Origin of the sequence: Lutimonas halocynthiae (genome assembly GCF_030409835.1) — a bacterium.
GTDB classification, from domain to species: domain Bacteria; phylum Bacteroidota; class Bacteroidia; order Flavobacteriales; family Flavobacteriaceae; genus Lutimonas; species Lutimonas halocynthiae.
Genome location: NZ_JAUFQO010000016.1, coordinates 448,738 through 472,891 on the forward strand (window position 1 = coordinate 448,738; position 24,154 = coordinate 472,891).

19 protein-coding genes are annotated in these 24,154 nt (G+C 35.8%); 6 read left to right on the plus strand and 13 right to left on the minus strand.

The annotated features are described in order from the left end of the window. The first annotated feature begins 55 nt into the window (after positions 1–55). The 3 genes from QWY87_RS15060 (at position 56) to QWY87_RS15070 (ending at position 4,171) form a co-directional block, all read left to right on the plus strand. Complete coding sequence (locus tag QWY87_RS15060; RefSeq protein WP_290292738.1) at positions 56–2,239, plus strand: amino acid permease; 2,184 nt, start codon at positions 56–58, stop codon at positions 2,237–2,239. A 73-nt stretch (positions 2,240–2,312) separates the two neighbouring features. Continuing rightward, a complete protein-coding gene (locus tag QWY87_RS15065) occupies positions 2,313–3,095 on the plus strand; it encodes an SDR family NAD(P)-dependent oxidoreductase (protein ID WP_290292740.1) in 783 nt (260 codons plus the stop codon). Then, complete coding sequence (locus QWY87_RS15070; protein WP_290292742.1) at positions 3,095–4,171, plus strand: DUF1295 domain-containing protein; 1,077 nt, start codon at positions 3,095–3,097, stop codon at positions 4,169–4,171. The genes QWY87_RS15065 and QWY87_RS15070 overlap by 1 nt, the downstream gene beginning before the upstream one ends. Before the next feature lie 13 nt (positions 4,172–4,184). Here QWY87_RS15070 and QWY87_RS15075 read toward each other — a convergent pair whose 3' ends face one another. Then, positions 4,185–5,423: an alpha/beta hydrolase-fold protein gene (locus tag QWY87_RS15075; protein ID WP_290292744.1), complete on the minus strand. Its 1,239-nt coding sequence runs from the start codon at positions 5,421–5,423 to the stop codon at positions 4,185–4,187. Positions 5,424–5,633: 210 nt separating this feature from the next. On the opposite strand from QWY87_RS15075, the gene QWY87_RS15080 reads away from it, so the two are divergent. Next, a complete protein-coding gene (locus QWY87_RS15080) occupies positions 5,634–6,224 on the plus strand; it encodes a pseudouridine synthase (RefSeq protein ID WP_290292745.1) in 591 nt (196 codons plus the stop codon). 230 nt (positions 6,225–6,454) lie between these two features. On the opposite strand, the gene QWY87_RS15085 is transcribed toward QWY87_RS15080, so the two are convergent. The 9 genes from QWY87_RS15085 to QWY87_RS15125 all read right to left on the minus strand — a co-directional run bounded on the left by QWY87_RS15085 (position 6,455) and on the right by QWY87_RS15125 (position 16,786). Further along, positions 6,455–7,555 carry an MBL fold metallo-hydrolase gene (locus QWY87_RS15085; protein ID WP_290292746.1) on the minus strand — a complete coding sequence of 367 codons (1,101 nt, stop codon included), beginning with the start codon at positions 7,553–7,555 and terminating at the stop codon, positions 6,455–6,457. 70 nt (positions 7,556–7,625) lie between these two features. Further along, entirely contained in the window at positions 7,626–8,198 is a 573-nt protein-coding gene (locus QWY87_RS15090; RefSeq protein ID WP_290292748.1) for a TetR/AcrR family transcriptional regulator, read from the minus strand. Positions 8,199–8,249: 51 nt separating this feature from the next. After that, on the minus strand, positions 8,250–9,560 hold the full coding sequence (locus tag QWY87_RS15095; RefSeq protein ID WP_290292751.1) for a DEAD/DEAH box helicase: 1,311 nt from the start codon (positions 9,558–9,560) through the stop codon (positions 8,250–8,252). A gap of 23 nt (positions 9,561–9,583) precedes the next feature. Then, positions 9,584–10,906 (minus strand): DEAD/DEAH box helicase, encoded by a 1,323-nt coding sequence (locus tag QWY87_RS15100; RefSeq protein WP_290292754.1) that lies wholly within the window; start codon positions 10,904–10,906, stop codon positions 9,584–9,586. Positions 10,907–11,532: 626 nt separating this feature from the next. After that, positions 11,533–11,994, minus strand: coding sequence for a monoheme cytochrome C (locus QWY87_RS15105; protein WP_290292755.1), 462 nt, complete (start codon positions 11,992–11,994; stop codon positions 11,533–11,535). A 7-nt stretch (positions 11,995–12,001) separates the two neighbouring features. After that, a complete protein-coding gene (locus QWY87_RS15110) occupies positions 12,002–13,222 on the minus strand; it encodes a sulfite oxidase (protein ID WP_290292756.1) in 1,221 nt (406 codons plus the stop codon). 35 nt (positions 13,223–13,257) lie between these two features. Beyond that, the gene (locus tag QWY87_RS15115) at positions 13,258–14,214 is read right to left on the minus strand and encodes an aldo/keto reductase (protein ID WP_290292759.1); all 957 of its coding nucleotides are present in this window, start codon (positions 14,212–14,214) and stop codon (positions 13,258–13,260) included. Positions 14,215–14,914: 700 nt separating this feature from the next. After that, positions 14,915–15,391, minus strand: coding sequence for an Hsp20/alpha crystallin family protein (locus QWY87_RS15120; protein WP_290292761.1), 477 nt, complete (start codon positions 15,389–15,391; stop codon positions 14,915–14,917). Positions 15,392–15,682: 291 nt separating this feature from the next. After that, entirely contained in the window at positions 15,683–16,786 is a 1,104-nt protein-coding gene (locus QWY87_RS15125; protein WP_290292763.1) for an MBL fold metallo-hydrolase, read from the minus strand. A 155-nt stretch (positions 16,787–16,941) separates the two neighbouring features. Here QWY87_RS15125 and QWY87_RS15130 point away from each other — a divergent pair, with 155 nt between their 5' ends. Beyond that, a complete protein-coding gene (locus QWY87_RS15130) occupies positions 16,942–18,621 on the plus strand; it encodes a SulP family inorganic anion transporter (RefSeq protein ID WP_290292764.1) in 1,680 nt (559 codons plus the stop codon). 57 nt (positions 18,622–18,678) lie between these two features. On the opposite strand, the gene QWY87_RS15135 is transcribed toward QWY87_RS15130, so the two are convergent. The 3 genes from QWY87_RS15135 to QWY87_RS15145 form a co-directional block, all read right to left on the minus strand. Next, positions 18,679–20,139, minus strand: coding sequence for an AAA family ATPase (locus QWY87_RS15135; protein ID WP_290292766.1), 1,461 nt, complete (start codon positions 20,137–20,139; stop codon positions 18,679–18,681). Continuing rightward, a complete protein-coding gene (locus QWY87_RS15140) occupies positions 20,139–21,260 on the minus strand; it encodes a vWA domain-containing protein (RefSeq protein ID WP_290292767.1) in 1,122 nt (373 codons plus the stop codon). The genes QWY87_RS15135 and QWY87_RS15140 overlap by 1 nt, the downstream gene beginning before the upstream one ends. A gap of 201 nt (positions 21,261–21,461) precedes the next feature. Further along, positions 21,462–23,036, minus strand: a complete 1,575-nt coding sequence (locus QWY87_RS15145; protein WP_290292768.1) for a carboxypeptidase-like regulatory domain-containing protein — start codon at positions 23,034–23,036, stop codon at positions 21,462–21,464. Between the two features lie 161 nt (positions 23,037–23,197). Here QWY87_RS15145 and QWY87_RS15150 point away from each other — a divergent pair, with 161 nt between their 5' ends. Beyond that, positions 23,198–24,148, plus strand: coding sequence for a DUF1295 domain-containing protein (locus QWY87_RS15150; RefSeq protein WP_290292770.1), 951 nt, complete (start codon positions 23,198–23,200; stop codon positions 24,146–24,148). Positions 24,149–24,154 lie beyond the last annotated feature (6 nt).

The following is a 24,154-nucleotide window of genomic DNA, read 5'->3' on the forward strand; positions in this document are numbered from 1 at the left end:
TAAAAAAGATTGGCTATATTCACCCTCTTATTAGAATCTAAAGGCACAGAGGCTTATGTCTGCAAAAAAGAAGTTTGGAACTTTTGCAGGGGTGTTTACCCCATCCATTTTGACAATACTTGGTGTTATCATGTATATGCGACTCGGTTGGGTTGTTGGTAATTCAGGACTCTTCGGAACGATCGCCATAATTATTATTGCACATATCATTGCTGTTACAACTGGTCTAAGTGTTTCTTCGGTAGCGACTGACAAAAAAATTGGCGCTGGTGGAATCTACTATGTACTCTCCAGGAGTATGGGTATTCCTATTGGCGGATCGATCGGTATTGCCATTTTTATCGGGACTGCCTTTTCCATATCCCTTTATTTAATAGGATTTTCTGAAAGTTTCAACAGCTATTTTGACTTGGGTATGTCAACCAACGACTTTCGTATAACTGCTACACTAGCGCTATTATCATTAACAGTATTGGCATTAATCAGTACTTCAGTGGCCTTAAAAGCCCAGTTTTTTATACTTGCAGCGATCTTGATTTCATTGGTATCTATCTTTTTTGGGTCAACAGAATTTGCTCCTGAATCAGTTAATTTACTTCCTTCTGAAGGCTCAGTTCCGTTGGAGATGGTCTTTGCCATATTCTTCCCTGCGGTTACTGGATTTACAGCTGGTATTGCTATGAGTGGTGATTTAGAAGATCCAAAGCAATCCATACCCATGGGTACGTTAATGGCTATTGGCGTTGGATTATTTGTCTATGTGGCTTTGGCTATATTTCTTGCCTTTGCTGTAGACCCAGCCCTATTGAAAAGCGATTATAATATTCTCATGAAAATTGCCTTGTTTGCTCCGGCTGTTGTGGCAGGAATTTGGGGAGCAACTTTGTCATCTGCCATTGGTGGTATTCTTGGAGGCCCTAGAATTTTACAAGCCATGTCTATTGATTTGGTCACACCAAAAATATTTGGCAAAGGAAAAGGGAAAAATAACGAACCTGTCAATGCCTTGTTTCTTGTTTTTTTAATTGCCGAAATTGGTATATTAATTGGAGAACTAGACGTTATAGCCAGACTGGTTTCAATGTTTTATCTAACAGCATATGGCTTTATCAATATCTGCTATTTCTTAGAAAGTTGGGCCAACCCTGATTTTCAACCTTCTTTTAAGATTAAACGATGGATTGGATTAGTCGGTTTTATGGCCTGCTTCGCCGTAATGTTCAAATTGGATACAACAGCCATGTTAGGTGCTTTGGCAGTAATTGGGGCCCTATTCTTAGGTTTGCAGCGTAAGGAAGTCAAACTTCAATCGAATGATGTATGGCGAAGTGTATGGGAAAACATTGTCAACAAAGGGCTAAAGAAAATAGATTCTAATGCAGAGGAGAATTCTAACTGGAACCCCAATATTATACTGTTTAGTGGGCAGAGCGATCATCAGCGTTTTTTATTGGAATTAGGAAAAACTGTTTCAGGTAGAACAGGCATGGTAACCAACTTCAAACTAATAGTTGATAAGGATGATGACAAACCTCTAAAACGAACCGAACAGGTCGTTATGGATGTTAATTTTAAAGAGTTAGGTATTTTTGCAAGGCAATTAAAAGTGAGTAATATTTATGAGGGTATTACCAATATAGCCTCCACTTTCGGGTTTTCTGGTGTTGAACCCAATACCATTATGATGGGTTGGCCCAAAGGCTTGGAAAACTCTAAAGAATATTCCAAAATGACCCAAACTTTGCTCCATTTGGATTATAACTTACTCTATCTTGATTTTGATCTTAAAACGAAATTTGGCAATTATAAAACTGTTGACCTCTGGTGGCGTGAAACGGATAGCAAAAATGCTGAGATGATGTTGAATATTGCACGATTTATTATTGCCTCTCCTAGATGGGACAACCCACATATTAGGGTGCTATTTGTCAATAATAACAATGTGGAAAGTTCAGTTATAGAAAATAAAATTCATGAGCTAGTTGAAGATCTTAGAGTAAATGTTGTGATCAAAATCATTAATAATGCAGTTGAACAAAAGGCGTTCTATGATATTATTGAAGAAGAATCTTCAACAACAGATCTAACTCTAGTGGGAATTCCAAACTTTCAAATAGAAAAACAGGCAGAATTTGTATTGAAAACAAACCATTTGTTTGAGGCCATAGGTTCTACCCTGTTGGTTAAAGCTGCAAATAATTTCAATGTTTTGGATCTGAGTTTTATTGACGAAGAATGATATTGCTATTTTTAAATCTTTATTAGAATGCTTATTAAAGGTCAAATTAAGTATATTCACATTGCAAAACTTGATGACTGACTTTAAGACAAAATACGGACCATGGGCCTTGGTTGCAGGAGCATCCGAAGGATTGGGAGCTGCCTTTGCAGAGGCTCTGGCTGAACGGGGATTGAACCTTATTTTGATAGCAAGGCGATTGGATAAATTGGAAGACCTGGCCCAACATATAAGCAACTTATATTCGGTCGAAACTATTGCTCATTCATTAGACCTAGCAGATTTTAAAGCAGTTAAAACTTTTGTAACACAACGCAAAGAATCTATTGGTTTACTGGTCTATAATGCGGCATATTCACCTATTGGGTATTTTGAAAATATTTCGGAGCAAAGCCTTGAGCAAATAGTTGATGTCAATATTAAAGCACCCCTGTTACTTTCAAAACTGGTATCTACACGAATGATTGAAAGAAAGAAGGGTGGAATCGTTTTGATGGCTTCCCTTGCCGGAGCTCAGGGAAGCCCAAAAATTGCCACCTACGGCGCTTCAAAAGCATTTAATTCTGTTTTTGCAGAAGGACTATGGAATGAATTAAAGAAGTATCAAATCGATGTGCTTGCCTCTTGTGCAGGTGCCATTTCCACTCCCGGTTATAAAAATGCCCAAAACACAAAAGATGCGCCGGGTACGCTGTCTCCTCAGCGCGTAGCAGAAGACACCTTGAAAGCACTTGGTAAGGGCCCGATAATTATTCCTGGTTTCACAAATAAACTAGCGTATTTTTTTATGAATCGCGTATTTCCAAGAAAATGGGCTATTTCGATAATGGATAAAAACACTAAAGATCTAACATAATGACACAAGCACTTGGTTTCTTTACACCCTGGATCATCTACCTGCTCATAACTTTTTTGCATTATTTCATGCCTGGACGCTGGGTAACCGGCTATGTAAAACATGCTGAGACTGGCGAATTATTGAGGTATAAACTAAATGGGAGATTGGTTTTATTCACTTGTATCTTGCTCTGGCTTTTGGTGGGTTTTATGGGCTGGGTTCCTTATGACTGGCTCTATGCAATCAGATGGTATAGTCTGGCCGGTGCCTTTGTTTTTGGGTTGGTCTTTTCTTTATGGATTGTATTACCCTATCCTTCAACCGGAAGATCCTTGTTATTGGATATATTTTTAGGCCGACTTGAGAATCCACAATATAAAAATGGGAGAATCGATGCAAAAATGTGGTTATATCTTATTGGAGCTGTAATGCTTGAATTAAATATATTGAGTTTTGTTGCCCACCACTATGACGTTTTCGGAACTATTTCACCTGGCTTATTACTTGGTGCAGCCATGTTGACCTATTTTATAATTGACTATTTAAGTTTTGAAAAAGTGCATTTGTATACTTATGATTTTTTTGCAGAGCGTGTAGGTGTCAAACTGGGATGGGGCTGCCTGACCTTCTACCCTTACTTTTATCTGATCGTTATCTGGGCGACTGTAAATTTACCTGATCCAAAAACTCCTTTATGGGTACTTGTTTGTTATACGCTTCTTTTTTTACTGGGCTGGACGCTGGCTCGTGGGGCAAACATGCAGAAATATTTTTTTAAGACATCTCCTAAGAAAGCATTTTTAGGCATCAAGCCTGAAACCATATCTGACGGAAACAAAGTATTATTGGTGAATGGTTTTTGGGGCCTCAGTCGCCACATTAATTATTTGGGAGAAATACTAATGGGTACCGCTATTGCTTTGATCGTTGGTTATCCTGGAGTATTATGGGTATGGTTGTACCCTTTGTATTATGTTGCTCTTTTACTGCCAAGACAATTAGATGATGACAAAAGATGCGCCACTAAATATGGCAATCTATGGCAAGAATATACTCAAAGAGTTAAATATAAGATCATTCCGTATCTGTATTAAATACATTCCTTATCTACTTCCCTTTTAAACCTTCTAAACGTTCTTTATGAGCATCAGAACCCGATAATTCATAGGCCTTTGTTACATTCTTTAGTGCATTCTCTGTGTCGTTTTGACTTTCATAATAATCAGCCAATGAATCATAGGCATTCGCATCATTAGGAAAGTATTCCGTATTCAATTGAAAATACATAAGGGCCTTGTCAAAATTTCCCATATCCATACTCATATAGCCACTCATATTGAATAGAAAATTAGGGTATGGAGCCACAGCGTAACCAAAGTGCTCTTTTAGTTTTTTCTCACGACGTTTGATTATCTGGTATAAAACATCATTTGGTGTTTGCGGATCATTAAACTTATTAATATCCTCCATTTGATACCATGAAAATAGCCCAATCATCCCATCCATTATTGAAGGTAAAGGAATGGTTCCATGCAGGTCATTAGGATAAAATTTCCATTGAAAATTTAGTTCGTTCTCTTTATTGGCCTTCATTATTTCCGACATTTCGATAATGGATCTGGCAAACAATGTATATTCCGTAGTGTCTTTCATCACATTATCAATCGTAATATCGGTGTCAGCCATGTGCAATTGCCCCCCTAGCGACACAAACAAAGACTTACCTGCAAAACTTTTTTGACTTAAAATATCTTTTGATTCCTTAAGTAATTTCTGTTGATCCCAATCCATACTTGGGTCAATCGCAAGATAATTTTCGAATAATTCAGTATGATTCAATAACATATTCACGGTAAAAAGCCCACCGTATGAATGTCCTATCAATGTTCTGTAATTTGTCACAGGATAATGATCCTCAACAAAAGGAATTAATTCTGACTCAATGAATGAGGTAAATTTATCTGCTGCTCCATTTTCTTGATTATATGCCTGCCCTCTTCTTTCAGAAAGTTCTGAGGTAGTAAGGTCTCTGGTTCTGCTTTCAGCATTTGAAATACCAACAAGAATCATATCAGGCATAAAACCTCCACTATAAAAACTGTGAACAGTTTGCAAAGCATTAAGCATAACATCTCCATCCAATAAAAAGACGACAGGATATTTAGTGTCACTACCTTCTACATAACTGTCCGGAAGCACCACATAAAACTCTCTTGTCTCGTTTAAGACCTCAGAGTGAACACTGTCTTTAAGTCCAATCTGAATAAGATAATCTGATTGAGCCTGACCTTTAAGGCTAATAAATAAAAAGGCGATAATTGTTGATAGGAGTAATTTCTTGATCATAAAATTAGGTTTAAAAGAGGTTTGTTTATAAAGTTTTTGAAAGAATCAATAATTGTGCCTAAATCTAAAACCACGAAGATTTTATCTTTTTTCTCCAGTAATTTGATTTTTTCTTGATCTCCTTCTAACCAGAATTTAACTTAAGAGTGCAATTAGATAATGTATGGGTTTGAGTTTAATTTGAAGCAAGTTAGCGTAACTTTGCATTAGATGGAAATACAGGCAAAACATTATAAAATATACAAACCTTTTGGCATGTTAAGTCAATTTCACTCCAATGCGCCAAAAGAAAAATATAAGAAACAGTTTTTAGGTGAACTTTATGATTTTCCTGAAGGGATAATGCCTGTAGGAAGGTTGGATGAAAAATCAGAAGGCCTGTTATTACTGACTACTGATGGTGAATTATCATATCAAATAAATAATTCAGGTATAGAAAAAGAATATTGGGCCCAATTAGATGGAAATATCACTGAAGAGGCAATTGAAAGACTCTGCAGAGGAGTTGATATTGGCTTACTTGGCAAAATTTACAGAACAAAACCCTGCAAGGCTCAAATACTTGATCAAGCACCAAATTTACAAGCGGCGTCTATCAAACTTCGAATTGGCAGACATAGACCTAGTTCCTGGATTAGTATCATCTTGACAGAAGGAAAATTCAGGCAAGTAAGAAAAATGACGGCGAGTGTTGGTTTCCCAACTTTAAGACTGGTGCGAAGTCGCATTGGCAATATTCATTTGAATGAATTATCTCCTGGTCAAATTGAAAGTATCTCTATAGATATGAAACAAGTCTAGGAAATTAAATCAATGAAGCTCCACACAGTAAATACTATTTGATATCAAGACTGATTCTATGTCTTGAGCAATGTTTGATTTAGAGTCAACTCTAAGTATATGATCGCGATCTTCAAAATCGAAGTCAATTTGAACTATGTTATCAAATGAATCCAAGAGTGATAATACCTCCGGTTTTTGAAAAGATTCAATATCAGTCTTGAATATTGAAATTGTTGATGTTCTAGGGTTTATTTCCACCATGATGGGTCATTATTTGAGTTATTCGTTATTTTAATTTCTTCTCCTATTCTAGGAGTTATAAGATTTACATTGAGTTCTTTTGCTTTTAATGAAATCCTTTCAACAGGTTCCGTCCAGCTATGCATTCCTAGTTTAAAAGCGCCCCAATGAATCGGCATAACCATTTTAGCCTTGACGTCTAAAGCAGCTTGTGCTGTTTCTTCAGGAAACATGTGAATTTCAGACCATAGCTCATTGTATTGTCCACATTCCATCATAGCAAAATCAAAAGGCCCGAACTTGGCACCAATCTCTTTAAAATGAGGTCCATAACCGCTATCCCCACTAAAAAAAATACTTTCCGATTCAGACTGTATCACCCAGGAACTCCACAGCGTATTCGACCTGTCAGTTAGCCCTCTTCCAGAAAAATGTTGCGCCGGAGTACAGGTAAATGTTAAATTTTCAACTTTCGCTTCCTGCCACCAATCTAACTCTATGATACGATCAGAAGGAATATCCCATTCAGCCAAATGTGCGCCTACTCCTAAAGGAACATAAAACATATTTACTTTGTCCTTGAGCTTTTGTATCGATCCATAGTCCAGGTGATCGTAGTGATCATGGGAAATTAATACAGCGTCAATATTTGGTAATTTTTCAATTTCGATAGGAAGCTTTTTACTGAATCTGTTTGTGCCTAACATAGGGTGCGGAGCCGGAACTTTGCCGAACATGGGATCTATCAAAATATTTGTTTGCTCCATTTGAATTAAAAAAGTAGAATGCCCAAACCATATCAATCTTGTTTTATCCTTGTAAGTCACAATATCCAAAGAGTCTATGCTTTTAACCAGGATATCATTTTTAGGAGTCGTATTAGGAATAGGGTTAAAAAAACCCACCAAACTCTTTCTCATATCAGAAAAACTCATATCTAGCTTTACATCCTGCTCGTTCACAAATTTTCCTTCTTCATAATTATCCGATTTAACATAAATCGCCTTTTGCTCTTTTGTAGCAGAACCGCCAAATTCAGGACTGAAATTAACAAACAAAACTATTGTCAAAAAAAGTAATAGCAACAAACTCATTATAATTAATCCCATCTTTTTAAGTATTTTAATCATGCTTTCTCCCTTATTGCCGAACAATTATTCGATTTTGTGTCAAAAAATTTTAACTTTTAATAGCGTCCCACATCAGTGAAAACATTAAATCATTATCTTTTTTATTCAATTTCAATTTATTGCTTAGAATTAATTTGATCGTTTCAGACATCATTGAACCAATCACCGCTGATAATATTTCATTATCAACATTCTTAATCAAGCCCTCTTTTTTGCCAAGATCCAGCAATGAATTTGCCATTTGAGCCTTTTCATCTTTTATTTCACTTGGAATCAATTTATAATAAGGAGATTGTTTAACCTGATGCAAGAAACTCATTTCTTTGCTATGGTTAATACCGAAATCAAGCCAGTAAAGCCAAACGGATCTTAGTTTTAGTTTATACGGAAGCCCGTCTTTCACTTCTTTGTTACTGCTTTGTGAAACATTCTTTATAAGTTTAGTAGCAATTGAAACAATAAGATCTTCCTTGTTCTTATAATAAACATACAATGTTGAGGGAGAAACACCAACCTTTCGAGCCAGTTCCGCCATTTTAACACCAGCAAAACCTTTATCAAATACAATGTCAATTGTTTCAGTAACAATTGATATTCTTTTGGTTTCATCTTTGAGTTTCATTTGGCAAATATAAATAATTAACCGAATATTTATTCGATTAATTATAATTTGTTAAATAACACTTACACGAACCTTCTTTTTCTTGAGTCTGGTATTATTTAGCTCAGAAACCAATTGAGCTGCTAACGTAACCGGGACAGCAACAAAAGTACAATCCTGCTTTAATTCGATTACTCCAAGCTGGTCTTTATTAAGGTTACCTTGCTTAAAAAATAATCCAGCAATATCTCCTTTCGAGATTTTATCCTTTCGGCCTCCCGATATAAATAGGGTTTGCCAATATTGAGCCTTCTTCACCCCCTCCTTCAATGTCTTCTGTACTTCTACATCCTTCATAAAGTCTGGTAAATACTCTTTTTCCCAAGCCAAGACATAGGCGGTTCCTTTTGCATTAACCCTTGCAGTTCTACCATTTCTATGGGTAAATTCTTCCTTCATTCGCGGCAGTTCATAATGAATGATGAACTTCAATTCTGGAATGTCAATGCCTCTTGCAGCCAAATCAGTAGCAACAATTACCTGATACGTTCCGTTCCTGAATTTTATCAAAGTTCTTTCTCGGTCCTTTTGTTCCATCCCTCCATTAAAACAACCATGACTAATCTGGTGCTTCTCTAAATAATTACTTACTTCCTGAATACTATCCTTCAGATTACAAAAAATGATACCAGGCTGGTTTCCCAGATGAAGTAACAATTCTAATAACTTTGGTAATTTATTTTTCGATGAGGATTCAACCCTTTTAACCACAAGTTTAGACACAACATCTTTTAAGTAATTAATAGTCTTTGGATTTTTAAAAGCTACAAATGGTTGGATATCTACCCCTTGAGTAGCCGATGTCAATATCCTTTTACGAACACTAGGCAGCTCTTTTATGATGGCTTTCATTTCTGATTCAAATCCTGTTTCTAAAGATTTATCAAATTCATCCAAAACTAAGGTATCAATATAATAGGTTGAGAACCTGTTACTACGCACATGATCATTTATTCTTCCGGGTGTTCCAATCAGTATTGCAGGTTTGTGCTTTAGATCAATCTTATCTTTTGAAACCGCTCTGCCTCCGTAAACTGCGTTGACCTTAAAACCTGAACCCATCTCTCTGACAACCTGTTCGATTTGAATAGCTAATTCTCTGGAAGGTACCAATATGAGTGCCTGTACCTCTTTGCAATCTGCATCTAAAGCTTTTATTATTGGTAATAAAAAAGCTAGTGTTTTACCAGTTCCTGTAGGAGACAGTAATATTGTATTTTCATTTGTTTCTATAATAGGAATAGCTTCCTTCTGCATCTTATTCAACTCATGTATCTTGAGTTTCTCGAGAATAGCCTGTTGTTCTTTGATAATATTTGCCATGGGTGTGTCTGGTAGAAAATATTTTATTTTCTTTTATTTACAATTGGTGGTTTAACCTTATTCTTTAAATGATCTGCCAAGATCTTGTCTACTAACTCATCTTTGGTAAGGTGATGAAATACAGTGTGGATCTGGCTCCTGAATTCAGGTGAAATTTCACGGTTTGGTTTGCTTTTAAATATTTTTTTTGCCCATAGCAAAGCATTGTTTTCTTCTATATTTTTAGCAGCAGCTTTTTGGTGCTTTGTAAAGCTTAGACCAAGCTCTTTTTCGAAATCAGGAATTTCAATTTCCTCTTCTTTCTGGATTACACTCAAAGAAAAACCTTTTGCTCCTGCTCTGGCTGTTCTACCACTTCTATGCACATATGTTTCATAAACAGCTGGTAAATGGTAATTCACTACATAAGAGATTTCCTTAACGTCTATTCCACGAGCTGCCAGATCTGTTGCTACCAGAATATCGATATGTCCTTCTCTGAATTGCCCCATAATTCGATCGCGAATGCCCTGACTCAGACTTCCATGTAGTGCTCCTGAAGAGAATTTATTAATCGCTAAATTTTTGGCCAATTTATTAACAGCTGCTTTGGTTTTACAAAATATGATTCCTCTTTCTCCTTCTCTTGAGCTTAAAAAATGCATCAAAACATCCAATTTTTCAATAGGCTCTACTACTACATATTGATGATCAATCCCTTGATGTCCAACAGTATCCATGTCAGCACTCACCTGGGTAATATGTTTTGACATATAATTTTGAATCAACTGTTTGATCGTGCCTGGCATGGTTGCGGTAAAGAGCCATGTTCGTTTCTCTTTAGGAAGTGAAGTGAAGATCTCATCTAGCCCTTGTTTTAATGAGCCAATCATTTCATCAGCCTCATCGAGAACCAAATAGCCTATCTGGCTCAAATCAACAGCACCTCGCTTCATTAAATCAATTAACCTTCCTGGTGTAGCAACTAAAATATGAGTCGCTTGAGTCAAACGCTCAATTTGTGGTTTAATCGGAATTCCTCCACAGGTTGCTGCTATAGATAGCTCAGGCATATTACTGGCATATGACTGAAGATTTTGAAATATTTGTTGACCTAATTCACGGGTCGGAGCAAGTATCAAAGCCTGTACATTAGGTTTAGTTGCATCTACTAATTGTAAAAGAGGCAAACCAAAGGCTGCGGTTTTACCTGTCCCTGTCTTTGCCAGACCAACAAAGTCTTTTTTTTGTTCTAAAAGAATAGGGATCGATTTTTGTTGAATATCAGTAGGAACATCTATTTTTAGTTCTTTCAAACTTTTTTGAAGCGCTCCATTAATACCAAGGGAAGAAAAATTTGGTGACATATATTTATTTTAGGCAAAGATAGGTAGCAGAATCGAGTCAATCACATTGCATCGATAAAGATTTACTGTATAAAAAAGGCCCCTTAAAAAGGAGCCTTTAGTTATGATTATCTAAATCTTCGTTTGACATTCCAATTGACTGCCTTCGCGTTGCTAAAGTAAAGTGTCTGAACACCCTCCTTTGAGCTTACCATTGTTTTAATTTCGTTAATTTTCATAGGTTATATAATTTGAGGGCGCAAAATTACTATAAATATTAATATAAACAACAAAAAATAATAATATTTATTATAAAATATTTCAACAAGCTGACAGAGACAGCTTTAACAAGCATTAAAAAGCCTTAACAAGCAGTAAAATAAGGTTTTTTTACTTCCTGAAAATTAATCAACATATACAATAATACCCCGATTAGCACAGTAATTAACACTAAAATAGACTCTTAATTCGGTGTGTTTAATTTTTTCTGTCGCAAATTCAATCACAGCCTTATGCATTTTTTGTTCGATTTACTGATGATTACCATCATTTTAAGTCTCATTTCAAGTATAAAAAATCGCAGATCATTTGCTTGCTTATATTCATCAAGCTCAGGCTCATGTTGATACAGCTGATTCATTAGATAATTAATCTGATAACTTGTACCATTCAATATCTTGAAGGTTCTCACGTCTCCCCTTGCTATAAACTGGATAGTTCTTTACAAGGTAATTCACAATCACTTCCTGTTGCGCTCCTAATTCCCATAAATTTTGTGTTTCTTGCATCCATCGAATAGTAGCATTCCACCGTTCTTTATTCATTCTGTTTTGAATAATCAATTGGGCTGAATGACAAGCGGTGCAATGTGCAACAACAACCATTAGGCCTTCACCTTCTTTTAATCCGGTACGCACATGAATCCCGTTTTCAATTTCATTACTAGTGAAGACAGGGTCATTGGGGATATTTTGAGGTTTATTATTGGATTGAACATACAGAAATAAACCCCCAACAAACAGAATTAGCATTCCGATAACTACAATAAAACCAAAAAGCTTCCTTTTGTTTATCGAATCAAGGTCATGATTTTTATTTCTATTTTCCATAAATTCCTTACACCACTTTTACTGCTATTCTATGACAGGCGTTATTCAAGTAGCCTTTTGGGTTCCAGCCTGGAACAAGCATAGGTTGAGCAGTATTTTCAGTATCGATAGCCCTTGCCCAGATTTCATAATAACCGGCTTGAGGAAATTTGATTTGAGCCTTAAAATGTTGCCAGGCCAGTCTATTTATTGGTTTTTCAAGTGTGCATGCTTGCCATGTAGCTCCAAAATCAATTGAATACTGCATTTTGGCGACCTCTAATTCTCCGGCCCAGGCATGCCCTCTAATATTTAATTCTTTTGTCAAATTGAATACTGCTCCCGATTTAGGGTATGTAATCAACGATTTTACCGGCATTGATTCAATAATCTTCATATCCTGCTCTGGCACATCTTCACCAGGAGATACGTTATATTTAGGAACTCTATAAGAAGTTCCTTTCATTTTCGAACCATCATGCTCCTTGTTTCTCACACTAATTCTATTGATCCATTTGCCTGATGCCGACGCCGGCCAGCCACCTGCTATCAAACGAAGAGGGTATCCATGAGCCAAGGGTATAGGCTTATCATTCATCATATATGCAATCAATGTTTCATCTTGAATTGCTTTATCAAGCGGAACACCTCTTGAAATAGGCTCTTTATTTACATCTCCGCTTAAATGTACATCCGTGGCATGATAACCAATATATACGGCATCTTTTTTTATCTCAACATCTTCCAAGATATCCTTTAACCTGATACCCGTCCATTTTGCACAATGAACAGCACCAATGGTCCATTGATTACCTTTTGCTGGCGGATCAAACTCACTTCTTCCGTTTCCACCGCACTCCAATGTCACCTGATAGGAATAGCTTTTAAATTTGGTTCTGAGCGTTTCTAAAGAATAGGATTTAATTGCACTTACCGACTCCCCATCTATGGTTAACAACCATTGATCTGTGTTAATCTCTTTAGGGATAAGGCCGTTATTTCTAATAAACATTTTACTGTTGGGCGTCACCTTATCATCTAATAGATGTGCCTGAGCTTCAATGTTAAACGGTCTGTTATTCAAAACGACCATTGAACTGTCAAGCCCAAATAACTCGAAAGGATCAGGATCTTGAAATGCAAGAATTTCATAATCTTTAGGCATCTTTGCGGCAAAGACTATTGGCATACCTGCAATCGATGCCAGGCTGCTATATCCTGTTTTTTTTATAAATGATCTTCTTTTCATATCAATACTAATTCCATATTCTTATATAATGAATCCTAATTCCATTGCATATGAGATCGTTCTTTCCAATAGAAATTTGATTCAACTGCATATTCTACAAGGGATGCCAGTTCCTGGTCTTCAAGTTTAAACTCCCTCGATTTCAGATTTTCAGACAATTGACTGGTATTTGACGCTCCGCTAAGAACAATATTCGGTTGAAGATGATCGATAATAAACCTCAATGCAATTGCATCTACTGATACCTTATATTTTTTCGATAAGCGCTCCAAATAGGTATAGAGGTTTTCATAATGTCTATACTTGCCATTCCTAAAAAGCCTGCCATTGGCTAAAGCCTCTTTTATGATGACTATTTTCCCTGCTTTTCTAAGTTTCTTAAGCAAGTCATGAGTGCTGGTTTCTAATATATTATAAGTAACCTGAAAGCTTTCAAAAAGCGATTCACTGTTGATTTTTATCTGTGAAGCATATTCCAACACTTCTCCTTGATTCGGGCCACTAGTCGAAATTCCGATTTTCAAACCTGTCTCCTTTTTGATTTCAAAAAGTTTTTGCAAGACCTCCTTGTTATCTAAAATACCGCTTTCAAAAGTTGCTGAGTGGACCTGATACACCTTCAATGCCGGTAAAAGACACTTTGAAACAGACCATTGCTCAATAAGTTTATGAAGAGAATGTTCTTTGATTTCGTGAGGCCCTTTGTATCCTAATTCCCAATTCGCCACATAAGTATAGCCCCATTTTGTGCTCAATGCTAAATCCTTGTATGGATGCTGTCTAAACCATTCCTGCAAGAACGCTTCCCCCTGCCCATAAGAAGGGGCCGTATCAAAATGACGAATCCCTTGCTCATAAGCATAGTCCATAACCTTAATGGCATTCTCATGGTAAAATGATTCGGATTTATTCGAGTCCGCTTCAGTTCTTATATTCAAATATTCCGGCCTGCCTATAGCTGCCAAGCCCAATCCTAATTCAGTCTTTATCAATTTATGATGTTGGTTTTAGTTTTATATACCTTGTTCTTTGTCAAGTCTAAATATACAATTTTATTAGAGTTTTGTATGGTCGCTATAATAGTGACCTTGGCTTCTATTATCACTTTAGACTATGACATTTTCTTTGTGAATTAATTGCATAAAAAAAACCTTAACAAAATTGTTAAGGTTTTTTACGGTGGAATTAATTTTTGTTCCATACATCATTTTTTAAGTTAGAATCAATATTACATTTTTCTAATAACCGTAGTTTCTGTAATTTGACCATCTGATGCGCTTACTTTCTCTAAAGGTTGAAAAATTTGTAAATCTTGTTCCATTTGATGCGTTACTGTCGATTGTTGTTTTCATGATATATATGTTTAATTATTATACTGCAAATGTATATGACGAAGGCGTATTGGTAAATTCTGACTTACCGAACTGTAGATAAACAATGACGAATTGTAAAAATTGGCCTTCTCCCTGTCTAAATCGAAGAAGGCCCGTTATTAAAATCCAATCTAAAAGCTTCCAATCATTATAAATACTGCTTAACAATCAATCTATTTACTCCTATAGCTGGTCACTGCTGTTACCCGTGACATTGCATGAGCGATAATTGCGGTAGCTAGCTAACATTTGGGTTAAAGAACAAAAAAAACCACCAGAACTGAACTGGTGGTCTTATCTAACTATCTGCTTTAAGAGTTTATGAAATCTCTATAGTCCTGGCTGGCTTTGGCTTGGCCTCTTCCTTCTTTGGAATGCTAACGGTCAGAATCCCATCAGTATAACTTGCATTTATCGCCGTGTCATCAACTGTTTCAGGCAACAAGAAGGTTCTTTTAAATGAAGCATAGACAAATTCTTTCCTTGTATAGTTCTCCTTAGTATCTTCCTCAACTTTAATTTCAGCAGCAATAGACAATTCTTCATTCTCAAGTCCGATAATAAAATCAGTCTTTTTGAATCCCGGAACAGCCATATCTAGTATATAAGCTTCGTCTGATTCTATAATATTCACTTTAGGATTTGACAATCCTTTATTGAAATCTTTACTTTTTGCCAGTTGCAGTTCATCATTGAATAATTCATCCATTAATGAAGCCCATCCTCCGTAGTTACCTAAATTTCTTTTATCTCTTTGAAGAATGTTTCTGTTTTTTGTAAGCATTAAATTGTTCATTATATTTTTTTTAAAGGGTTTTACTTAATAATTGTTTCCGAATCAATGATTGCAAATGCAGGACCAAAAATGTTTTCAGCACTTTATGGTCAGCTTTAGAGCAAAACAAATGCCATAATGACACTTATGACTAAAATAAAGCGTCATTATGGCATTTATCATCATACTTGTTCATCACATTATGAAAATGCAGTCGATTTCAATATGTATTATTTAAATCAAGTAGGAACCTGTAATTTGAAGATGGCAGATTAATATAAAAACTTGATAAATTATAATTATCAATTATAACTAGAGGTATTTCTTCCACCAGGAATTTGATGCCAACTGTCCGAATTCAATTATTTCACCTGGTGCTGGGCTTAGGTATTGTTGATTGTTAACTTCTGATGCCTTTACAAACCGATCTATTGGGTCGGTCCAATGGTGAAGTGCCAGACTGAAAGCACCCCAATGAACAGGAATGGCTTGATTAACCTTTGTATCAATTGCAGCTTGCACTGCCTCTTCAGGATACATATGAATTTGATACCAACGCTCATTATACTGTCCGCACTCGATAAAACCCCAGTCAAAAGGTCCGTATTTCTCTCCGATTAATTTGAAATGTTCATCATATCCCCCATCACCACTCCAGTAGATGCTGTGCTTTCCAGATTTCAAAATCCAACCACCCCAAAGTGATTTTGCACGATCAAAAGCACCTCTTCCTGAAAAATGTCTTGAAGGTGTGAAAATAAAATCAATGCCAAATAATTTATGCTCTTGCCACCAATCAAATTCAGTAATATGCTTACTATCAACTCCCCATTTCAATAAATGCCTCCCAACTCCCAAAGGAACAAGAAAAGTCTCCACCTTGTTTCGGAGCAAACGCATACTATGAAAATCTAAATGATCATAATGGTCATGGGTCATTAAAATAAGGTCTATAGCTGGTAATTTCTCAATCAATTCCAGACAATTCGCTGAAAACCGTTTGGTTCTAATGGGCCCGACTGGAGAAGCATCCTGACCAAACATCGGGTCAATCAAAATGTTTTTATCATTTAGCTGTAATAGCAAAACCGAGTGACCATACCAAATAAACTTAGGGACTCCATCTTTATTGAAATCAGATGCTTTGAATGGAGCAATGGGTATCAGCTTCTTTGGATCCCTGGCTTTACGACCTTTTACATTTTCCTTTATAAGACCTGGTAACTTAAAAAGGTTCATATCCATAGTCGTTTTAGAGAGGTTTTGAAATGTGCCTTTTTTCCAATGTTCCGATTTACGAAGTGATACTTTCTCATCCTTCTCTAGTTTTCCCCCAAACTGAGGATTCTTTTTTAGATAAAAATATCCAAATGGCAGGCCGAAGCCTAGTATCAACAAAATGACTGATGTTATCATGAATTTAGTCTTGCCACATTTTATTGACAGGAAAAGCAAACATATTGAAAAGCAATGGAATAATTCTACAGGATTTATCTAATTCATGTTATATCAGATAATATCTTTAAGTTTGTATCAAAGCGGTTAACTAACCTATTAGCACTTATATTAAAATGAAAAAACTTAACAAAAAATATTTAAAAGGAGACCTTCAAGCGGGACTAGTCGTGTTTCTTGTGGCATTACCACTTTGTCTAGGAATTGCTTTAGCAAGTGGTGCCCCCCTATTCTCAGGAATAATATCCGGAGTTATTGGTGGTATTATTATCGGCTTCTTTAGTGACTCAGAATTAAGTGTATCTGGTCCGGCAGCAGGATTAACAGCTATTATACTTGCCGCCATCGCTAGCCTTGGATCTTTTGAGACTTTTCTTTTAGCTGGAGTTCTGGCAGGAATAATGCAAATAATCCTTGGTTATATCAAGGCCGGAGTCGTATCAAATTATCTGCCTTCAAACGTAATTGAAGGAATGCTGGCTGCCATTGGGATTATCATCATATTAACCCAATTACCACATGCCATAGGCTATGATGTTGTTAATGAGGGGGATTATTTTCATATCAATAAAGAAGGAAACTATGATATGTTTCCAACCATTATTAAGGCCATTAATTTTATGCATCCCGGTGCCGTTATTATTGTCATAGCCTCTTTAGTGGTTTTAATAGCTTTCGAAAAAATACCTTTTTTAATCAATTTAAAAGCAATTCCCAGCGCACTGGTTGCTGTTTTAACTGGAGTGATCATAAATGAAACCTTTAGATTTACAGGGTCTACTTTTCTTGTTGGACCTGATCATTTGGTGAGTTTACCGATACCCGATTCTATGTCTGCCTTTCTGAGTCAGTTTAGTCTTCCTGATTTTAACCAAATAACAAATAAAGAAGTTTGGATTGTTGCGATGACCATTGCAGCTGTTGCAAGTATAGAAACCTTGCTTAGTATTGAGGCTTCAGACAAACTTGATCCCTTAAAAAGGTACACCAACACCAACAAAGAATTAAAGGCACAGGGAATAGGCAATATCATTAGCTGTATGATAGGCGGTATCCCTTTGACCTCTGTGATTGTAAGATCATCTGCGAATGTGAATTCAGGAGGTAGAACTAAAATTGCTGCGATCTCTCATGGTATATTTTTAATGCTGGCCGTGTTATTAATTCCAATGCTTTTAAATAGGATTCCTTTGGCTTCATTAGCGGCCGTATTGATTGTGATTGGATACAAGCTTGCGAGCCCCAAGGTTTTTATGCACATGTGGAAGAATAGCAAAAAGTTCCAATTCATTCCTTTTGTAGTTACTGTGGTTGCTGTAGTATTCTCGGATATCCTTATTGGTGTAGGAATTGGTTTAACAGTTAGTATATACTTTATTCTTAGAGGAAATTTAAAACTGGCCTACTTTTTTAAACAAGAAGATTATAGCGCTGATAAAACCATTCACATGGAACTAGCGCAAGAGGTTTCATTTTTGAATAAAGCAGCCATCAAACAAACTTTTGCTCATCTACCTGAAAACAGCAAGCTTGTTCTTGACGCATCACATTCTATTTATATTGATCATGATGTATTAATTCTGATAAAGGAGTTTGTTGAACTGGGTTGCAAAGAAAAAAATATTGAAGTCAAGCTAATGGGCTTCAGAAAGGAATATAAAATTGAAAATACTGACGTACACGTTACGAATGTTTTATCTGACAATGATAAACCAGTATCTCGAAAAGAAATCCATTCTGGTGTAAAAGTACCTTCTAATGCATTAAAGCTTGAAGACCTTTCGGATGACACCTAATCAATTATCGATAATTTCTTAATAAAAGCGCTCTGAAAAGAGCGCTTTTATTATATACTACAAGTTAGAAAGATAAGCACCGTAAGAATCTTTAAACTCAAAACCTTTTACAATCCTTTTCTTATTGAGCTTTTTATACGCTGACAAGGCCCAAAGAATAAATTCTTTGACAAAGAGTTTATCTCCAGCTTCTACCCCAGGCATATAGGTGTCGATCAATTCATCCAAGGCCCCAATAGAATTGAGCGCCTGCCCATAGGCTTCTTCAGATCCATCATCATACAATTCGAAGGAACTCTCTTCAAAAAACCATTGCAAGACACCATCATATGGGTCTTTATCATTTTCGTGCTTCAGTTTCTTTATCTTTGGGAAATACGTATCAAAAAGTGCTTTAGATGCATTCCCTATTAGCTGTTCAGCGACAAAAGCTGCTCCTTCCTGTTCACCTTCATAGACAAGTTCAACCTTCCCTATTATAGATGGTATCATACCCAGAATATCCGCATACCTAATACTTGTTTTATCGGCACCTGAAGCCAAACAGCGATGTTCTGCTGTACTTAAAAGGTTTTCATATGCCGTAATACTCATTCTGGCACTAATCCCGCTCTTACTATCTACATACTCACTTTCTCTGGCTTCAAATCCAATTTGTTCTACCAGATCTTTTGCCAACTCTGGCACATGAATATCACAAATTCTATTTTTTTGAAGTTTGGCTTCTTGGGCAGTAATGGTCTTAGCCACCTCTATACTTTTCGGATAATGAGTCAGGATCTGAGACCCAATTCTATCCTTCAATGGCGTAACAATACTACCCCTATTGGTATAGTCTTCAGGATTGGCGGTAAAGACAAATTGCAGGTCTAAAGGTAATCGTACTTGAAAACCTCTTATCTGTATATCTCCTTCTTCCAGTATGTTAAATAGGGCTACCTGAATTCTAGATTGAAGATCAGGAAGTTCGTTAATTACAAAAATACTTCGGTTAGCACGAGGAATCATTCCAAAATGTATCACTCTTTCATCAGCATAACTTAGCTTTAAAGTTGCCGCTTTGATCGGATCAATATCACCGATTAAATCAGAAATAGTCACATCCGGTGTTGCCAGTTTTTCATAAAATCGCTGCTCTCTATGTATCCATTTAATAGGTGTTTCATCTCCTAAAGATGCAACCTGTTCTTTTGCAAAATTACTTATTGGCCACAAGGGGTCATCATTGATTTCTGAACCATCAATTGCCGGGATATATTCATCCAACAACTGAACCATTAATCTGGCCAACCTTGTTTTGGCTTGTCCTCTTAAGCCCAAGAGGTTTATATTATGTTCTGATAGAATAGCTCGTTCTAATTGAGGAATTACTGTTTCGTCATAACCATGAATCCCCGTAAACGAAGCTTTCCCATCTTTAATGTTTTGAATTAAGTTCTCCCGCAGTTCTGTTTTAATACTTCTGCTTTGATAACCACTTTTCTTAAGTGCTCCTAATGTCTTTATACTTATATCCATTATCTAATTCTTTTTTTTCTGTTGTTTTCGTAATCATGAAATATCATCTCACCCAGACCATCAAGGCCGGTATAAAATGCTTTCCCTCTGTTAGACAAGGTAAACTCATCTATAAAGGTTTGTAAATAAGGGTCTTTGGCAATCATAAATGTTGTGATGGGGATATGCAATTTTCTAGCTTGTGCTGCCATTTGATAACATTTATCCACAATATATCCATCAAGACCATTACTGTTCTTATAATAACTACCGTCCTGCATTTTAACACAACTAGGCTTTCCATCAGTAATCATAAAGATTTGCTTATTGGTGTTCCGCTTTCTACGCAAGAGATCTAATGCCAATTGAAGCCCTGCAACAGTATTGGTATGATAAGGACCTACTTCCAAATAGGGTAAATCCTTCAATTTAATTGGCCAGGCATCATTTCCAAAAACCAGAATATCTAAAGTGTCTTTAGCATATCGTGTAGTAATCAATTCAGCCAAAGCCATGGCTACTTTTTTAGCAGGTGTAATTCTATCTTCACCGTAAAGGATCATACTATGACTGATATCAATCATCAATACCGTACTCATTTGGGCCTTATGATGTGTGTCTTCAACCACAAGGTCGTTCTCGGTCAATTGAAAATCGTCAAAGCCATGATTTACCTGTGCATTTTTAAGACTTTCTGTAATATTGATGTGCTCTAGCGAATCACCAAAACGAAACGCTCTAAGGTCTCCCGTATGCTCGTCACCCAAGCCGCTGGTTTTCGTTTTATGGGTCCCTGCTCCTTTCTTCCTTATCTGACCAAATATTTGATTCAGTGCATTTTTTCGTATCGCCCTTTCAGTTTTAGCAGTGATTTTTTTATCATAAGTCCCATCCGGTTTGATTTCTTCTTTTATATACCCCTTGGTTTTAAGGTCTTCTATAAAATCATCAATAGTGTAATTTTCGTCAGTAAGCTGGTATTCCTTATCGAGTTGTTCAAGCCAATCAATAGCTTCATCAAAGTCACCTGACGTATGCGTAATCAATTCTTTAAAGATGTCAAAAAGCTTATCAAATTGGCTTTTTTGTTCCTCTGAATACAATTCAAATTGAAAACCAGAACTGTTCTTTTGTCTTTTCATATTTTAGTCAAGATTTCATATTATAAATGATGTCTATGTTAAATTAAAGCAATTATTAGTAAACGAAATCACAAAATTGACATCGTTCAAAAGCATATGATTTAGTTTGGAGTGACAGGGAATTCAAAGGTTTTCAACCTCTATGATCAGTAATAAATTGAAAATTCCTTTTTCTTGATAGTCTCACAAAGATAAGGATATTTACTTACTTTCTTTTAAAGGACTATTGACCCAATACTTTTTAAACTCTTTTTCTTTATTGACCTCTGAAGCAGAAAGCACTTTATTTTTTTGAATAAAATTAAAAGTAGTGTCAATATCCAAATATTCGATGACCTCCTGGACGAAAATTTCTCTGAATTGTTTTAAAGTCAAAATCGGACCTTCATTAATCACATTTCCTTCTATATCGCGAACTCTTTGAATCGCATATACAATATCATTTATTATAGTGTTCCTGTCAATATTTTCAGTAAATGGGTATAACTTGATTTTCAAAGCCATTGGATTGATATAGGATATTTCTTTAATATCCAGTTTCTTGTTCTTATAAAAAAAAGCAATGGTTCGGCCTGAATTATCTATCGTCGAAAGATCAATTTCACGATTAAAAAATACTTGAAACGAATTTGAATCGAAATGATAAACTAAATCTTCAACCTTAAAGATTTCCTCATGCTTTACGTCAAAAAAATTATTAAAAGTCAAATAATTTAAATAATACTTATCATTCCGTTTTTTATACTCAACATTCACCTCGTATAAAATCGATTTACTTCTAACATCTTTTGTTGTATAATTAAGCCTGTGAATTCCATAATCATATTTTCCAATATAAATGCTCCCATTGCCTTTAAAATAGCGATCCATACTTTGTATACTTGAAATAAAATCTATTTTATAAATCGGCTCATCGTCCAAAAAAACGATTTTATCTATCCAGAAAGAATGCTGTTTAACAAAATCCTTATTCATTACATCAACAAAGGAGAATGATTTCTGATCGAAGTTTCGAATACAATTTCCTATATTCAAGAGATACAATTCATTACCGCCTAAAGGAGAAAACGTAACTCCTTTTAAGTATTTGACATTAGAATTATCATAAGGGACTGCCAAAAGCGTATCTATTGCAAAATTTCTATTCAAGTCATATTGAATTAAAGCAGCTTGATTACTGGAATCAAAAAACTTGTTTGTTCCAAACCCCGCATCAAAAACTTTAATAATTCCTTCATTTAGATTAACATACGACGCAGATTTCAAAGGGTGATCATTTTCCAATTGACGGGCATCAACAATTTTTTGATAATCTCTATAATAGGCTATATGTCCGAAGGGTTCTACAGGATAATTAGTGGGAATATTATCAATAGCCAATCTTACAATTTTCCTGGCACCGTATTGCTTTTCCTTTTTATCAGTCTTTAGAACAATTTCATCTAAAGACTCCAACTTTTGCAAAAGGGTCAACACAGTTGTTTTACTGGATTGTAACTCCCCTGCTCCAAATATTCGCGTCTCATAGCCTATACAAGAAATTTTAAGGGATTCATCTTGCTTTAAAAACTTTTTTGGTATCCTGAAATTGCCATTTTCGTCAGAAATAACACCAACATTAGCGTTTATAAGAATAATTGTTGCGAATACGATAGGGCGCTCATCTTCCTTATCAATAATTTGAAATACAGCAGTATTGGCATCTTGAGCAGTGATTCTGCTGCAAATTCCAAGTAGTAAAATAATAAAAACCCGGCCCATTGAACCCTGTAACATTCAATTTCATTTAGACTTAAAAGTAAATAATAAATATCAAAACGAAGACTATTGATGCTTTTTATGACATGAATAAATTCCCATTCTCATAAATTGAAAAAATACTAATCAACGAAATTAGCCTAAATATAAATCTTATATTCGTCTTAAAATTCTCACAGATGAATATTCTTAGAACTGCCTTATTATTGATTATTACACTCGTGGTTGTACCTGTATTTTCCTACTATTTTGGTACGCCATTAAATGAGATCTCAGTTGAGGCATTAACCCTGCTAGCTAAGATCTGTTTGGGAGCCATTATCTATTGTTTTATTCTTGGTGAATTAACAGGGAACAATAGTCAAGTTGATAAATTATGGAGTTTATTACCCATCGTTTATGTATGGATTGTAGCGCATTATGGCGGTTATTCTACACGTTTAATAGTAATGGCAACTTTGGTGTCATTTTGGGGAATAAGACTTACCTATAATTTTTCAAGACATGGTGCTTTTACAATTCGTTTCTGGGAAGGAGAAGAAGATTATAGGTGGGCCGTCTTGAGAGCCAGACCTGAGTTTCAGGCTAAATGGAAATGGACTTTGTTCAATCTGTTTTTTATTTGTGGCTATCAACAAATTTTAATTTTACTCTTTACTTTACCGATTATTATCGCTTTACAATTTAATGAAACACCTTTTGGTTATATCGACATTATCATAGCCGGTTTGATGCTATTCTTTATTATTTATGAGACGATCGCTGACAACCAGCATTGGAAATTTCAAAGTGAGAAATGGAAAAGAATAAATGCTGATGAAAACCTTGAAGGGGATTATAAAAAAGGCTTTCTCGATAAGGGTCTATGGGCCTTTTCTCGTCATCCTAATTATTTTGCTGAACAGGCTGTATGGCTTAGTTTTTATCTGTTTAGTATCTATACATCATCTGAATGGCTGAACTGGTCAATTGCAGGCAGCCTTCTATTGGTAGTTTTATTCCAAGGAAGTTCAAATTTTAGCGAAGAGATTAGCACAGAAAAATACCCATTATATAAAGAATATCAGAAAAGGGTTCCTCGATTCTTTGGCTTAAGAAAAAAGCAAAACGCTTCATCTACTAAAAGTTAAGGCTTC

Coding starts and splice junctions, on each gene's coding strand:
- QWY87_RS15150 (WP_290292770.1), top strand. CDS start 23,198: ATGAATATTCTTAGAACTGCCTTATTATTGATTATTACACTCGTGGTT.
- QWY87_RS15080 (WP_290292745.1), top strand. CDS start 5,634: ATGGAAATACAGGCAAAACATTATAAAATATACAAACCTTTTGGCATG.
- QWY87_RS15095 (WP_290292751.1), bottom strand. CDS start 9,560: ATGGCAAATATTATCAAAGAACAACAGGCTATTCTCGAGAAACTCAAG.
- QWY87_RS15145 (WP_290292768.1), bottom strand. CDS start 23,036: ATGTTACAGGGTTCAATGGGCCGGGTTTTTATTATTTTACTACTTGGA.
- QWY87_RS15125 (WP_290292763.1), bottom strand. CDS start 16,786: ATGATAACATCAGTCATTTTGTTGATACTAGGCTTCGGCCTGCCATTT.
- QWY87_RS15065 (WP_290292740.1), top strand. CDS start 2,313: ATGACTGACTTTAAGACAAAATACGGACCATGGGCCTTGGTTGCAGGA.
- QWY87_RS15100 (WP_290292754.1), bottom strand. CDS start 10,906: ATGTCACCAAATTTTTCTTCCCTTGGTATTAATGGAGCGCTTCAAAAA.
- QWY87_RS15135 (WP_290292766.1), bottom strand. CDS start 20,139: ATGGATATAAGTATAAAGACATTAGGAGCACTTAAGAAAAGTGGTTAT.
- QWY87_RS15070 (WP_290292742.1), top strand. CDS start 3,095: ATGACACAAGCACTTGGTTTCTTTACACCCTGGATCATCTACCTGCTC.
- QWY87_RS15120 (WP_290292761.1), bottom strand. CDS start 15,391: ATGAACAATTTAATGCTTACAAAAAACAGAAACATTCTTCAAAGAGAT.
- QWY87_RS15060 (WP_290292738.1), top strand. CDS start 56: ATGTCTGCAAAAAAGAAGTTTGGAACTTTTGCAGGGGTGTTTACCCCA.
- QWY87_RS15130 (WP_290292764.1), top strand. CDS start 16,942: ATGAAAAAACTTAACAAAAAATATTTAAAAGGAGACCTTCAAGCGGGA.
- QWY87_RS15140 (WP_290292767.1), bottom strand. CDS start 21,260: ATGAAAAGACAAAAGAACAGTTCTGGTTTTCAATTTGAATTGTATTCA.
- QWY87_RS15090 (WP_290292748.1), bottom strand. CDS start 8,198: ATGAAACTCAAAGATGAAACCAAAAGAATATCAATTGTTACTGAAACA.
- QWY87_RS15110 (WP_290292756.1), bottom strand. CDS start 13,222: ATGAAAAGAAGATCATTTATAAAAAAAACAGGATATAGCAGCCTGGCA.
- QWY87_RS15105 (WP_290292755.1), bottom strand. CDS start 11,994: ATGGAAAATAGAAATAAAAATCATGACCTTGATTCGATAAACAAAAGG.
- QWY87_RS15075 (WP_290292744.1), bottom strand. CDS start 5,423: ATGATCAAGAAATTACTCCTATCAACAATTATCGCCTTTTTATTTATT.
- QWY87_RS15085 (WP_290292746.1), bottom strand. CDS start 7,555: ATGGGATTAATTATAATGAGTTTGTTGCTATTACTTTTTTTGACAATA.